This is a genomic window from Bradyrhizobium sp. UFLA05-153, assembly GCF_054185185.1.
The window spans coordinates 13,002-27,911 of the sequence record NZ_JBBIAM010000014.1 but is presented as its reverse complement, the minus strand read 5'-3'; the positions used below and the strand labels follow the sequence as shown (position 1 = coordinate 27,911).

The window sequence follows — 14,910 nt, the reverse complement described above, 5'->3', positions numbered from 1 at the left end:
CATGAAAAAGATACAGGACCGGTTGAAGGCGAAGAACGTCAGGCTGGAGGAATTTCAAGCGGTCAATGCGCTTCTCATCAGCCGCGGCTTTCTTTCCCGCGAAGACGGCGTGCGTCACCGGGCGCTCTATATGGTCGCTCAAAGATGCCAGGACGAGATCCAGGACGTGCTTGCGTTCGTGTATGGCGCCTCATTATTCCACGATCCCAGCACTTCGCACTTTCGTCTTCAACCGTTCGGCGCGCGCGACATCGGATTGCCGGACGTCGGCGAGGAAATGGAAATCCGGAGAGAATTGAAGGGAGCCGTCCACAAGGACTTCACGGCCGCCCTTCTGACCTTGAAGCTGCTCTACGACGAACTCATCGTGGAACGCAGGATGGGTCCCGGTGGTCGGGTAGCGGTCAGGGTGACCGAGTTCGTCACCGCCATGCAGGTCAACTTCAAGGTCGACCTGCCCGCCGCGGACTCTCATCGAAGGGCGATTTTCATGAAGCTGAAGAAGCATGGCGTCGCCGAATTCAACATCGACGAGCTCAAGGACGAGGACGCCGTCATCAGCATCCGGCCGGAGATCACCTCGCTTGTCTACGACAGCGCGGTAGCAGCCGCGGTCGCTTCGATCCAGCAAACGCGCGATGGCTCCGAGAACGCGACCGAATCCCCGACCGACACACAAGATGTGGAAATGGATGCCACCGGATGATCATGAACCAGGTGACGACTGTAAACTGGGGCCAGCTACCGATCGGCGACGTGCTGCTTGCCGATATCGTGCTGCTCGGCGGCGAAACGGGCGCCGGAAAGTCCTCGTTCATCGATGCCGTGATTGGCGTGATGACTGGAAACGAGCTGCGCTTCGCCAAATACAACTCGGCTCAGAGCGAAACCTCCTCGGGCAAGAAAACAAAGCGCACGGTCGCTTCCTACGTCCTTGGCGCAGACGACAGCGCGGAGCGGCACCGCCAGCACGGTGCCCACGGGTATGCCGGCCTCTATTTCGAGCCGGACGATAGAGACGAAGGAGCAGGGCAACCGTTCACTGCCATCGTCGGTACGGAAGCGAGGCTGGAACGGCTCGCGAACCAGCCGGTGTTCAAATCGCTGGAGGATGTAAGAATCGTCGTATTCGGCGCCAAGGTCGGCTCGGCCGATCTGATAAGGATGATCGACGGCGCCGAGGAGGTCATCCCCGTCAACGAACTCCTGGTCGCACTTCGCAAAAAATTCGGCAGGGATTCCGTTCGGGACTACAGCACGAAGACCGAGTACGTCTGCCGCTTGTACGCTGCCCTCAAGGGACAATCGTCCCCGGTCGACCGCCGCGAGGCGGAAGGCTGCATGCGCGCCTTCGTCAACTCGATCGCCTACCGCCAGCCCGACGATATCGACGCTCTGATCCGCGAAGACATCTTGGAGCCCGATGACAATGCTCGGATGATCGAGACTCTCAAGACCACGATCACCGATGTCTCGAACCTTCGGCAACAAGCAGTAAAGATGGAGAACAACGTTCGGCTCCTCGAAGAGGCCAACGTATCGCTCAATGAAGGAGCGAAACACTTCATCGAAGAGTGGATGTTCGCCGCACTTGAAGCCGCCAGGTCCCTTCAGGACGCCGTGGAAAGGCGGGATCAAGCTCTCGCGGCCAAGAAGAAGGCGACCCTGGCTCTGGACGAGATGAACAAGGAGATCCTTGAGTGCGGAACACAAGCGGCGCTCCATAACGAGGCATGGGAGCGGCTGAGGACCCGCATTCGTGAAAGCGACGTCGATCGCATCCGACGGGAGATCCAGGATCGGATAGCGCGCAGCGAGGACGCGATCCGAAGTTTCGAGCAGAGACTGCGGAGCGCCACCGGCACGCTGAGCGCCGCACGGAATGTCGTTCGGCAAGCGCTGTCTGCCTGCTCTGGAATCGAAGATCTGCGTGACGCGTCGATTCGGCTTCGCGCCGTCGGAGAGAAGATAGACCGGATCAGCCTGCCGGAGTTGGAAGGGCACTTCAGCGCGGTGAGGGACGGTCTGGATGGTGGCGCTGCCGGCCACCTCCAGGAAGCCGTCGCCGCGATCGACGCCGCCGTTGGATCGGGGTGGATCAGCGAGATCGATTCCGTCGGCGAGTGGTTTCTTCTTGCTCAAGACAGGTTGCGGCAGGACTTGGATCTGCTGAGAACGAAACGCCGGGATAGCGAGAACAGGCAAACGGCATTGGCTGGGGGACGGACGAACTATCCTACGGGCGTATCTGAATTCGCTGCCCACCTGGCGCGGGTGCTGCCCGAAGCGAAACCACGCATCCTCTGCGATGTGGTAGAGATGCGGGATCCGTCCTGGCAGAACGCGGTGGAAGGATTCATAGGCGGCGACAGGTTCGCCATACTCTACGAGCCGGAGTACGAGACGCGGGTCATCGCGTTGCTGCGTTCCTATCGCGATGCCGCGGGTGCCCGCCCGTCAGTCGCTCAGATCGGTCGAGCCCTCAGGGAGGCCGGCGTCGCCGTGACGGACTCGCTCGTCGGCAAGCTGAGAAGCGACGACAAAGTGGCTCTCGGTTATCTGACCGCGCGATACGGAAGGACCGTCTGCGTTGCGACCGAAGAAGCACTCAAGAACGTTCGCAGCGGATTGCTGCAGGACGGAGTTTCCGTGGCGGGGTACAACTACCGAAACAGATCGGAGCTCGACGAACGCTTGGTATTCGGCCACGAAGTCCGCCGACGTCAGGCGGCTGCGCTTGCTCATGCCATCAACCAGATCGTCGTGGAGATCGGAAGGAAGGAAGCGAGCGAACTGAGCGTCCGAAGTGCGATCAACCTGATGGGACGCGCGAAGCACGCTGAATTGCACGACTTGGACGTCGGATTGTTTCAATCCGCGGGCAAGGAACTGCGCACCGCGACCCAGGAACTTCAGGGCCTCGACGTCTCCAGCATCGCCGAGCTCGAGCAGCAGGCCGCGGAGATCAAAGCGAAGGTCACCGGTTTCACCAGACGCAAGGATGAGCTGCTTCCCAAGGTCGGCGAGCTCAACCGCGATATTCGGGCCGCCGACGGGCAAGCCGCCGCGGAAGATATTCTGATCGTCAAATTGACGCCCGACGCCGAACGTTCGGAAAAGAATTGGCGGACGGCGCTTTTCTGCGTCCCACCGATGAAACAATTGCCTTTCGAAACGCTATACCGGCAGGAAATGGAGTCAGGCAGACCCGTCAAATCGTTTCATGATCGCAATATCGAGCGGCGATCACTGGCGCAGGATTCCAAGAATGCCGCCGAAAACTCGCTTAAAGAATACAACCGGGATGCACTCGAATATCAGAAGATCATCGTCCACACGTTGCAATATCCCTCACCGTTACCATCGCCCGAACACATGGCGGAGTGGCTTCGGTCTCAATTCGACCAAGTCGCGGATCAGATAAGGCGCCAGCGTGACACCGGCCTCGTCGAGCACCGGGAAAAGCTGGTGCTGGCCGAACAGCAGTTCACCAGATCGTTCACGTCGAACTTCTGCTTGCGCATTCTGCAGAGAGTCACGGGACCGGACCGTACGATCGAAGTGGTCAATAAGAGTCTCGAGGACATCAGTTTCTCCGGCGACAAGATACTGATGACGCAATCGCTGCGGGAAGAGTACAGCCGATATCTCGATCTCTTCCGTGCGGTGCGCGAGCGCACCGAGGCAGGTCCGGCCGATCTGTTTTCCGCGGCCGAGTTCGCGCCCCAGGAAAAGGAGACGATGGATGAGCTTCGGACGCTCCTCCTGTCGAACGACGTCGAGTATTCGATGCGGGAGCTCAATCGGATCGCCGACTATCGGCACTACAAGAAATACGACTTCGAGAAATCCTCGAAAGGAGGAGATCCGCGCAACCTATCGACCTGGGGTACCGGATCCGGCGGAGAGGCGGAAACCCCCTTCTACATCATTCGCGCGGCCGTGTTCGCTGCAAGCTTCAAGTTGTTCTCGAAGCAGAAGATCTCCCATTTTCGGACCTTGTTCTTGGATGAGGTCTTCAAGAACATGGACGAAGCCAGGACCCGACGCGTGATTGCGTTCCTGACCAAGGAAATGGGCTTCCAGCTAATTTGCGCCGCGCCGACCAAGTCCATGGCGGCGTTGATGGACGTCTTCAACCGGCGCATCAGCTTCTCGAAGGCGCCGACGGCGGGATCGCAGACCTGGATCGACGAAGTCGATCTTGAGAGGGAGCGGATCGCCGAGATCTACGAGGAGCATCGCCGCAACACGATCCGGGATGTGACCGCGAAATTCGAAAAAGCGAATCCCGTCGAGAAAGAGGTAGGCGAAGCGGCGGAATGACCCCTGAAACAGCTCTCGGCGATGCACTCGCAAGGCGTCTGCTGGGTATCGCGCTCGATCGGCTGGATCGGTCGCGGCCGGAACAGCGTAAGAACGCCATAAGAATCTCGATCGACCAGATCACGGCCCCGGAGATATTCAAGGCCGAAACCATTGCCGACCGCGACGTCGCTTGGCATGCTCTCGACGTTCTTGCCGAAGCCGGCATCGGAACAGTGGTCTATCGTCGGGCGGCTCGCCACGGCTCTCGCGAGGACCGCGAGCCCGTATTCGAGCTATCGGCCGCCGAAGGCAACGAGGACCGTCTTCGCACTTTCTACGGGCGGCCGCGGCCTGGCCAAAAATATTCGGAGGAATGGCGATCGCTGGTTCAGGGCAGCGATCTCGATAACGATATCAAGTCGGCTATCAGCGAGCTTCCCGTTTCCATCGCGGGTCGCTCCGCGGCTGAGGTCTTCGAACGCCTGATCTCCGTCCGCACCCTCTACTATGCCCAGGAAAACGTCTACCTTCGCGAGGTATCTAGCCGAACCTTCTGGGGCCTCTCCAAGGTGCTCGATAGCAGGTCCGAGCTGATCGCGGCCTTGCTGGGATTGGCGGAGTGCCCCTATCCACCCCAGCCGATCCATCTAAACGTCTATTTTGCGGGGAGCTTTTCCTGGATTCTCTTCGTCGAAAACAAGACCTCCTTCGAGCGTGCCGTCCGCGATGCCAACGATGCCTTCGTGCAAGGAAGACACACACCCTACGGAGGCGCCGCGTTGATCTATTCTGGCGGCTTCATGGGCGCGGCCGGCAGAATGAGGAAAACGTCGGGCTCAAGGACTTTCTACTGTCTGGACACCGTCTCAACTGCAAGACAGGTAGAGGACTTCGAGGCAGCCTTCTACAGCGACCGCGACATCAGCGCGGCCTTTTGGGGCGATCTGGATCCTGCTGGCATGGCCATCCTCTCGAGCCTTCGCACAACCTTTCCTTCAGTGAAAGCCTGGGAGCCGGGATACGCGCCCATGCTGATCCGGCTCGATGCGGGAGAAGGCCATGCTCCGGAGGAGGCTAGGAAGGTTGGCCAAAAGCCGGTCCTTTCGACGGGCTGTCGGTACGCCGACGACGTTTTGATACCTGCTTTGCAAAAGTACGGTCGGTTCATCGACCAAGAATAGGTGAAGACGGTGACGAGGATCGGGATTTCGATGACACCCAAGCCCGTGACGGTCGTGGTAAACTGATGGGTAGGCGACAATGGAAATCCAATCGAAGCAGGCGGGCAGCTTCCGCCAAACATCCAGCGCCACAACACGGTGCCCCATTCGGCAACGCTGCGGTTCGATGTGATCAGCATGGCGCCGGTTTCGTAGCGGCGGCTGACCAGCTGGAAGAACAGATGCGCCGCGTCTGGCTCTCCAGCGGCAGGTAGCCGAGTTCGTCGACAATCAGCAGCTTTGGCTTCGCCAGCGCGAGCAGTTTATCGTCCAGGCGCCGCTCGCCATGTGGACCGCAACCTCGCGCATGCCATGGCGGATGCGCACCTCGCCGGCCGCAACTGTCACCGCCACGCGCTCGCCGATCAGCCACCACGGTCGCGGGGCGGGTTTGGGCCGCACCCGTGATCTTCCGCACCGGGTTTGTCAGCTTTTCGTCAGCTCGCCCTTTTAGCTGTGTCTGCCTTTGATAGCTCCAGCTAGGATCATCCATTTTGAAGTGATCACTCCCCAGTCTATGGCCATCCAACCGATGTGCTCCGCTGTGTAGGCGGGGAAGGTCTTGGTGGGCGCATCCAATCTCAGCAGGGCATTCGCGCTAACTGCGATTTCAAGGCAACATACATGAGTGAGAGATGGAAACGATGATCCGCTATTCGACATTCATCAGCTGACATCAAAACTCAACTTCGCAAGGTGCCGTAGACCGGCAGAGTTAGCAGCGCGTCCGTGCGGCAACGAGCATCGAATGGCCAGCTTACCTCGAGCATCGCGGCGCGCTAGCAAAGGTATTTCTCCTTTCGCGACAGCTTCGGCTTCAGCGACGGATGACGGTGGCGGTGCTGCTCGAAGTGCCCTTAGCCTCTACTGTGCATCCTTCAGTTTTGGCGTCGCCATTTCGCGCTCCTAAGCTCTTGAGGAGCCGCCAAACATATCGGTCCAGGGCGTAGCTCGGCATGAGCGTTAGTGCCCGCGCATTCCTACCCTCATCGGAGACACTGCATGAGAGACATCACCGGACGTATGAACTCCCGGATTTCGGACTTCGATGCGGGCGATATCGGTCGGGATGATGAATCTCAGTTTGCATCTAGCCACGGCGGTGGAGAAGCGGGCCGAGCGTTCGGATCCGTGCTTGCGCGGACGCGCTCTGAGCTTCAGCCCGTGAAGGCTTCCTCAATACGCTCCGCGTCCGCGCCTGGCGATGATCTTTGCGACGCGTTCTACGATACTGGCCGTGACGCACCGAGAATCGCGGCGGGTGCGCTTTACGGAACCAATAGCGAGCGCGAGTGCTCCTCGGGGCGCGCGCGTGGCGCGCAAACTCGGAAAGCAAGCTCCTCTCGTTCCGGCGTCGATCCTCGGCGAGACGATCTGGAGCCGGAAAGCTCCAAAACAGGTGCGCTGGAACGACGCCAAGGCGGGTCGGGACTGGAGGCTGGATCGGGAGCGGATCGTTCCGGCGATGTAGTAGGAGAGAGCGTTCACGAGGGGCGCCATGCCACTTACCGCAACGCGCAGGATTCGGAAGGCGGCTTAACACATTCTCGTCTTGCGGATCGGCGAGGTGACCTAGCCACCGAAAGCTCGCGAATGGGCACATTTGCCGCAAACGCACAATTGGCTTCGCAGCTGCGCGCCAGGGCGGGTAAGCGTCGCATCGACGAGCTGGCTGGGCACCGTCCGTATGCCGCGACCTCGGAACGCTATGGACGTGCAGAGCTCGAGAGTAGAAAAGTGCGCGAAGCGATCGAGACCATTGATCGCGCTTCTCGCGCGCATGACTTCTATCAATTCTCGAGAAGTGTAGTCGACCATACACAACAGAATAATCCCAAGCAGTTGAAGATGCCGGGGCTAGCAGCTTTTCTGCAAAGGTCTGCTGATCTTTTCAAAACCGAATTCGTCCCGCGGTGGGAAGAGAACATCCGCTGCCAGCAATCGTGGGGCTACGCCACGACCTGCAATGCGGTGAGCCGGGAGGCCGGAGGTCAAGCGGGTATAGACGCTTGCAAGGCCATGGCAGCTCAACTGTCACGACTTGATAGCGCCCTCATGAGGAAAGTCGACCTTAAGGCGTTTTCGCTCTTTGCGGCGTCTTTCGGCCGGCACACACAATCGAGTACCTGCCGCAATGGAACAATCAGGATCGCCGAGTTTTTTTGCGATGAGAACGAAGTGCTTCACGACCTGAACGAACAGAGTCTCTCATTGCTCGCGAACGGATTAAGCAAGTGGCCGGAACGGACGGAGTGTCGGGAAGCCACAGTCGCGATTGCGAGCGAAGTCTCTCGCCGCGCCCGACATGCGGGGCTTGCCCATTTCACTCAGCAGCAACTGTCCAACTTGGTAAACGGCTTCTGCAAGTGGCCTAATGAGACGAAATGTTGCAGAGCGACCGTCGCGATTGCCGATGAAGTGTGTCGTCGCACGCACATCTCTGATTTCAATCCGCAAGCACTTACGAACCTAGCGAATGCGTTCTGCAAATGGCCGGATGAAACGAGGTGTAAGCAGGCGACAGTCGCCATCGCCAGGGAGGTTGCGCGACGCCGGCTCTGTGATTTTGAGCCGCAGGGCCTAGCGAACCTGGTGAACGGCTTCGGAAAGTGGTCGGACGAGCGGCCTGCCCGGCGAGCCGCCGTTGCAATTGCCGGTGAGATCTGCCGACGGAACATCTCAGATTTTGCGCATCAGAACCTGTCCCTCCTGGCAAGCGGCTGCAGCAAATGGCCGAACGAGGAGAACTGTCGCGCGGCCATAGGGGCAATCGCCGGGGAGGTCCTCCGCCGTGGACTGGCTCATTTCACGCCACAAGGATTGGTGAACCTGGTGAGCGGCTTCAGCAAGCTGCCCGAGGACGCGGACTGTCGAGCGGCGACAGCGGCGATCGCCGGGGCGGTTGTCCGCGGGCGGCTACGCGATCTTACTCCGCAGGGCCAGACCGTCCTGGTAAACGGCTTCAGCAAATGGCCGGAGGACTCGACCTGTCGCGCGGGAACCGTGGTCATAGCCTCCGAGCTTCTTGAGGTCGCTCGCCGAGCGGGCGATCTTTCTGACTATCCTGAGGAGGACCTCGCGAAGTTGGTGAACGGCTTCAGCAAGTGGCCGCAAGAGAGGGGCTGTCGTCAGGCAACCGTCGTGATTGCCGACCAGATCCTCAGTTTTCCTGACCGGCTTTCTAATTATACGCAGCAGGAATTGGCCAATCTGGCAAACGGTTTCAGCAAGTGGCAGGCAGAGCTCGCCTGCGGCGAAGCCATAAGCGCAGTCGCCAAAGAGATCCTTGGCCGTGCCGACCGCGACAGTCAGCTCACTGGTTTTTCAGAGCAGTCACTGGCGAACCTCGCGAACGCTTTCAGCAAGTGGCCGGACAAGACGGCTGTGTTTCAAGCCACGATAAAAATCGCCGGTGAGGTGCTTAGACGCTCCGATCGACTTTCGGCTTTTACCCGGCAAGAATCGGCGAACCTGGTGAACGGCTTTAGCAAGTGGCCGACAGATGAGAGCTGTCGCCAAGCAACAACTGCGATCGCCCGTGAGCTTTGCGACCGCGACAGACTATCCGGTTCCAATAGCCAAGCGTTGGCGAACCTGGCAAACGGCTTTGGCAAGTGGCCTCAAGACGAAGACTGCTCCGAAGCCGCCGCCGCGATCGCTCGGGAGGTCCTCCGCCGCCGGCTCTGCGATTTTACTCCACCGCAACAGGCTGACCTGATGAACAGCTTCATCAAATGGCGAGGAGAGACGTCGTGCAGCCAGGTGGTCGTGCATCTAGCGCGCGACCTTGGTCGGGGAGGTGAGCGGTTCGCTGTTTTCACCACGCCTCAGCTCAGCATGATCACCAATGCTGCGGGACGAAGCTTCATGAGGGCGGAGGAAAGTGGTCAGATTGCTGAGGCCACTCTGCTCAAAGACCGGCTACAGCAGTTGGTTCACTACTTGCACTATGCAAATGATCGGCTCGAGCAGGCCGATCTCTTAAGCATAACCAACATATTCAAGGCGTTGGGAAAGGCTCGGCTTTTTGACGAACTCGGTCTGCTCGCGTCGACAGGCTTAACTCGGCTCGAGGAATTGCTTCATGCCTCGGGCTTTGCCGGCGAGAGCAATCTCGAATCCATGGGCAATATTTGCATCGCCCTGCTGCCGCTGGCCCGCAGCCCGCAGAAGTCGATGCACTGGCACCGGAGGCAAGCTCTCAACCTGCTCAACGATCTGCAGCCAGCTTTAGAGCAGAAGATCGGAGTATATCTAGCAACGAGCAATGCCGAGCGGCGAAGCCCTGACTCGGTTGCGGCCCGTCGTCCCGCACTCTCGATTTTTCAGGTGCTCAAGGCACGTAAGGTCCTGTCGACTTTGTACCGTCGGCCGTATGTCGAAGGCAAAAAGTCTGATTTGGCGATGAGGCGGCAACAGCTGGAGCATGTGACCAAGAAGATCCTGGCCGACACACGAGCCCTGATCGAAAGCGATCTTTCCAACATGAGCTGGAACCTGATCGCGCAGATCGAGACGGACGATGTGGTTGATGCGCTCGACTCATTCATGACGCTGGATGAGGGCGCGATCCGGACTCAACATCCCTCGTCCGTCTTCGATACGCACCGGGTGTTACGAACCATGGATCACGAGCCTAGACCGCCGCAGGGTAAGGCGGGACTGATGCAGTTGCCAGTCGTGGACATGCAGGGGCGCCGACTGCCCACGGCACCCGAGACGCGATACTCGATGTTTCACCGCTTGACGTCGGGAGCGTTACCCGTCGTCGCGGTGCAACTACCGCAAAAGCCGAGTCCCTTCATGTTGAGGCGCGTGTTCTGTGTCGAAGATGTGCCCTACCGCATGGACCTGTTCGGCGGAAGCAAGTTAAAGGCGCCGAAACCAACCCTTTCACAGATTGCTGCCGTCGCTCCAGGCGAGCAAAGACCCCCGGCTTCCGGCGGGAAGCTGCTAGCGATTCCGTATGCCGACACCGCACCGGGCACGGCGTTCGAGCAGCTATCGCGCGCCTGGGCTCCCTTTAAAGAAGCATATTATTATACTCAGCGTAGGGGGTTTGCCGCGCCACCTGTTATCAAAGATCTTGGCCCTCATGACTACGCTCTGGAGGGGGCCTTTAAGTTGTCGCTGCTGCCGGACCGCCCTGCCGGCGAGGAACATCCCTTTAAGCTGATTGGACCAGAGGGGCCGATCGCTTTGCGACCGCACGATGGCTGTGGCTTCATCAGAGCCTCGTTAGCCGAGCGCATGTTAGCTGTTCGCCGAGGTAGCCAGCGCGAAGGTCCTGATCGGCTGCTTGCCTACGGTGAGGAAAGGAGGGCCTCGCTGCCCGCCGCGGCGCTGCAATATTATTCGCGCAGCGAGCGCGTGGCGGAGGAAGTGCGCGAGAAAACCAGGAGCTGGCTTGAGAGGAGAAAAGGGGAGCCGCTGAGTTCGGAACAGCTGTATCGTACCGTGACGGCCGGACACATCGAAGGCCCCGGCGCGGTCGCCGTGCCCTCCGGTGATGGCCACCTGCATGTGCCTACGCTCAAGAGCGATACGTTGGCTGGGACGGCTGGTGTGCTGATCGGCCGCTCCCCGTATGACAAGGCAAACCTGCGCCCGTTCACCACGGAGCGCGTGAAGACGGCAACTCATGGTGATCCGACCGGGGCGTTCCTCGATAAATGCGTGGCGATGCAATACAGCTTTAATGTCGCCGAGAAGTCAGGCGATCAACTGGCGGCCGACGATCCGATCTTTTTCGCAAAAGGCATTCTCATCGTGGTGCCTGATGAGGTGTGGCCGTCCAACTATCGAGATCGTGGGCTGGTGATGTCGGCCGAGGACGTGAAGTCCCATTCGACCTGGACTGAGCGCAAGGACCGCGTAACAACGGACACCTCACTCGATTGTGTCGGCATCCTCCAGGCCACCGAGATATTCGCTCCCGGGTCCCTGGTTGCTGTCCCGCCGGATGAACAGAAAAATCTCGACGGCGACTTCGATGGGGATGCGGTCATTATTCTCGGGGACCGGCCGCAGCTTTATGAGCATGTTCGGCAGTTTGATGCCGAGGAGCAGGCGCGCGGAATCCGCTCACTCAAGCCGCCAAAGTCGCATACCCCCGCCATCGCGGACGGCAGCTACCAATTCAGTCGTGGCAACCAGATCCTGGCTGCCACGCAGGACACCTTGGAAACTTATAGCACGCTGCAGAGAAACTTTCTGGCTCAATCCGATCAAGCCCGGCGCTGGTTTGCGGAACGAGCCATCTTTGGCATCTACGAGGGCGTTCACCACGGGCTGAGGCAAGAGATCCGTGACTTATTGAACCGGGAGCAGACGAGCGGGCAGGATATTCAGGCTACGCTGGAAAGGGCGATGCGCGAGCTCGAAGTCGCGGACCATCCAGTCGCTCGCGAGATCACCGAGTTACTCGTGGCCGACCTGGAGGCGTGGGCTGAGAGCGCGGATGAGCAGGTCCCGGTCGAAAAAGCAGGCGCCACCGATCTAGACCCCGGGGTGAGCCAAACGGTTTGCGAGCTTTTCCCTGACTTGGCGGACGCCTATCAGGCCTCCGCTCACCCGCGAGACCGCGTCCAGGCCTTACTCGATCAGTATCCTGCGCGCATCGATCCAAGACCGGATGGTTACGAGCCGGACGACGTCGTACAAAGCGCAATCAACCTGTTGAGCCTCGGCAACAAGGTCGGAACCGACGCCTATAAATCCGATACAAGCGCCCGCCTGTTCCTTAAAAAAAGCCAACAGCTTCAGCGGCTCCTGCACAACACGCCGGGCCTGAAGGCCGTGCCCTATGTCAAAAGCGTAGCGGCCACACTCAAGCAGGGCAGGTTCGATGTCGATACGTCCCTGGACGATCTGAAGGACAATCCGACACTAGCGGCCTCGATCATGGAAGCCTCAATCAAGCTCGCTGCCGACAAACACATCCTCCCTAAGCCCTCCGGTCGACAGCTCCCCACGGAGGATTCCGCTATGACGATGATTTTGACCAGCGCGGAGGCTGCCGAGCGCGCCAGGGCGGAGTCTGAAAGGGCCGTGGAAGAAGAGAACGACATCACTACGGCGACCCTTCGGGTCGCCGAGATACTCAAGCGGGCGGATATCGAGGTGAGCATGCCTCGTTTAAATCGCTGCTTGAGATCCAAGGGGTCAATGACAGACCAACTGACGGGAGCGATCACCAAGTCTGACGGCGACACACAGCTGATCAGCAACGCCGTGCGTCATCTCTTTGTAATACCTGATAAGGATTTCACACGTGGTTTCAAGAAGGCCATGTTGGCGTTCGATGAGCGGGGCTACGCCGAGATCAGCACCACGAATTGGTTCAGGATGCGAGATCCCACGTTCCTCGGCGTCGCCACTGTGCTGACCACGCCGGACGGATATCGCTTTGAGGTAGAGTTCCATACCCCACAGAGCTTTGAAGCCAAGCTTGCCAATCACGATACTTACAAGGAGCGAGGAAGGCTGCGGCTGCAAGCCAGCGGAGATGCTCTGGACGAGGCTACACGACAACTAGCCCAGCGCGCGCGCGAGGTCTGTAAGGACGTGGCGATCCCGGAGGGCGCCGGGGAGATTTCCCACTGGGGAAACGAACTGGACACTCGATCCGCTGCCGGCGCCATCTTTGGTCTGCGAGTTGCCGAACGGCCAAGAATGGCGGAGAGATCACCGATCGCAAAAGAGGTTGTCTCTGTTCTGGGCTCGCGGCCGATTGTGCTTGTCGGACTACCGGCCGCCGGCAAGTCCCGCATCGGCCCTGCTCTCGCACGGCGACTGGGGCTCGCCTTCGTCGACACTGACAAAAAAATTGAAAGAGAGACCGGTTTGAAGGTTACGGACATTTTCGACGCCAAAGACAAAGGCAGGCAGTGGTTCCGAGATCGCGAGGCGAGCTTGATCGCGCAGCGTGTTGAGGAAGGCAACGTGGTGCTCGCAACCGGCGGTGGCTCGTTCGAGCGTGAGGAAACGCGGCGCCTCATCCTGGATAAAGCGATCTCGATCTGGCTCGATACCGACCACGGCGAAATTTGGAAGCGCCTTGCAAATGACACCAGCCGGCCGTTGTTGCGGACCGACGAGGCGGAGGAGACCTCGGGCGAGCGGAGTTCGAACAAGATGGCCATCAAGAAAGAGCTCTTCGAGGAAATCGTCAAGAAGCGAATCCCGCAGTATCGTCAAGCAGATATCACGGTCGTTCCGCCCCATAAGAGGAACGACAACAAGAACGCGGATGCGTGTGTGACGGCGCTGCACGGCTATCTCTGCGGCGCGGCGGAGAACGCTTCGTTGTCCAACGCGCATCAAGGGCTTCCCACAGCGTCAAACCCTCTGAGCGCGGGAGCTTCGGTTCGGCTCAATGAGCAGAGGCTGGGACCCGCGGCACCATCACCTGCGAGCGCTCGGTGGTCAGACGTCCACGGCAGTCGTGAGTCCGTGGTTGATTTTGGGTCCGTGAATGATTTGCCGTCGACACAGCACATGATGCCTGAGGATGCTCATCATCCGCGGGTCTTTCCGCGCAAAACATCCGATGCTCACGTCGCATCTTTGGATCCGAGAGCCTCGCTCCGCGCCAGCTTGGTACCCGGCGCCACGGAATGGCTGGGTGACGAGCATATCGCGGCGGACTACGCGCTCCTTAACGAGCAGTTGCAGAGGGGCAATCCACCTCTGGCGGCGCAGACGCGATTCGTTCAGCCGGCCCAAGCGCATCTGCTGCGCTTGATCCAGAGCCGGAGCGGCTTTCTGGAAACATTCCAGCGGATCGTACATGACCGGGATGGTAATGATACCGCCAGGTTCCTGCTCGTGCCAGTGAGCGATGGTGATGCTGGTGGCGGCGGCACGCATTGGTCGCTACTGTTCGTGGATCGCCACGCGCCGGAGGGCGCGCTTGCGTACCACTACGACCCCGCCTGGGCTCACAACAACACAGTTGCAGAACAGCTCGCAGCAAGACTGAGCGCCCGTCTGCAGGTAGCTCGCATAACCCGGCAGCAGAACGGTTATGATTGCGGAGTTTTTGTCGTGGACGCCACGCGGGCGCTGGTTGGACGATTGGCGCAAGGCGAGCGGCCAGGGCGCGAGCCGCTGCACCTCGACCGCCTCGTCGCCGATCGGCCGGCACTCCAGGACAGACTTGAGGACAGACTTGGGGCTGATGCCGGCTCAGGCTAATGAAATTGGCTCGATCGCTTCTCCGACACGACACGGTGCGCTCGCCCCGACGAGCCGGTCAAGGCGATCACCTCGCTTCCACTTCGAGGATCGGCCGATACGTCGGTCAAGATGCGGCCTCTTTCCAAGTCGTTGGCAGGTTGGCGAGCAATCGGCAGGCCGCCGCCGTAATTGATGCGCCCGC

5 protein-coding genes and 1 pseudogene are annotated in these 14,910 nt (G+C 59.7%); 4 read left to right on the top strand and 2 right to left on the bottom strand.

Annotation, left to right across the window (positions count from 1 at the left end):
• Position 1: 1 nt before the first annotated feature.
• Genes Q2941_RS10920 through Q2941_RS10910 form a run of 3 tightly spaced genes read left to right on the top strand, consistent with a single transcriptional unit; the run spans position 2 to position 5,489 of the window.
• Positions 2-706: a DUF4194 domain-containing protein gene (locus Q2941_RS10920; RefSeq protein ID WP_458192460.1), complete on the top strand. Its 705-nt coding sequence runs from the start codon at positions 2-4 to the stop codon at positions 704-706.
• Positions 703-4,326: an SbcC/MukB-like Walker B domain-containing protein gene (locus Q2941_RS10915; RefSeq protein WP_458192459.1), complete on the top strand. Its 3,624-nt coding sequence runs from the start codon at positions 703-705 to the stop codon at positions 4,324-4,326. The genes Q2941_RS10920 and Q2941_RS10915 overlap by 4 nt, the downstream gene beginning before the upstream one ends.
• Positions 4,323-5,489, top strand: coding sequence for a Wadjet anti-phage system protein JetD domain-containing protein (locus Q2941_RS10910; RefSeq protein ID WP_458192458.1), 1,167 nt, complete (start codon positions 4,323-4,325; stop codon positions 5,487-5,489). The genes Q2941_RS10915 and Q2941_RS10910 overlap by 4 nt, the downstream gene beginning before the upstream one ends.
• A 134-nt stretch (positions 5,490-5,623) precedes the next feature.
• On the opposite strand, the pseudogene Q2941_RS10905 reads toward Q2941_RS10910, so the two are convergent.
• Both Q2941_RS10905 and Q2941_RS10900 read right to left on the bottom strand, forming a co-directional pair.
• Positions 5,624-5,817 (bottom strand): annotated as a pseudogene (locus tag Q2941_RS10905) (ATP-binding protein); the annotation flags it as partial.
• Positions 5,760-5,882, bottom strand: coding sequence for a hypothetical protein (locus Q2941_RS10900; RefSeq protein WP_458192537.1), 123 nt, complete (start codon positions 5,880-5,882; stop codon positions 5,760-5,762). The gene Q2941_RS10900 and the pseudogene Q2941_RS10905, both read right to left, overlap by 58 nt.
• 648 nt (positions 5,883-6,530) lie before the next feature.
• Here Q2941_RS10900 and xopAD point away from each other — a divergent pair.
• Positions 6,531-14,726 carry a XopAD/skwp family type III secretion system effector gene (gene xopAD / locus Q2941_RS10895; RefSeq protein WP_458192457.1) on the top strand — a complete coding sequence of 2,732 codons (8,196 nt, stop codon included), beginning with the start codon at positions 6,531-6,533 and terminating at the stop codon, positions 14,724-14,726.
• Positions 14,727-14,910: the final 184 nt, after the last annotated feature.

What these genes read in the sequence shown, in the direction of transcription:
- Q2941_RS10920 (WP_458192460.1), top strand. Translation starts at nt 2, where the DNA reads ATGAAAAAGATACAGGACCGGTTGAAGGCGAAGAACGTCAGGCTGGAG.
- xopAD (WP_458192457.1), top strand. Translation starts at nt 6,531, where the DNA reads ATGAGAGACATCACCGGACGTATGAACTCCCGGATTTCGGACTTCGAT.
- Q2941_RS10915 (WP_458192459.1), top strand. Translation starts at nt 703, where the DNA reads ATGATCATGAACCAGGTGACGACTGTAAACTGGGGCCAGCTACCGATC.
- Q2941_RS10910 (WP_458192458.1), top strand. Translation starts at nt 4,323, where the DNA reads ATGACCCCTGAAACAGCTCTCGGCGATGCACTCGCAAGGCGTCTGCTG.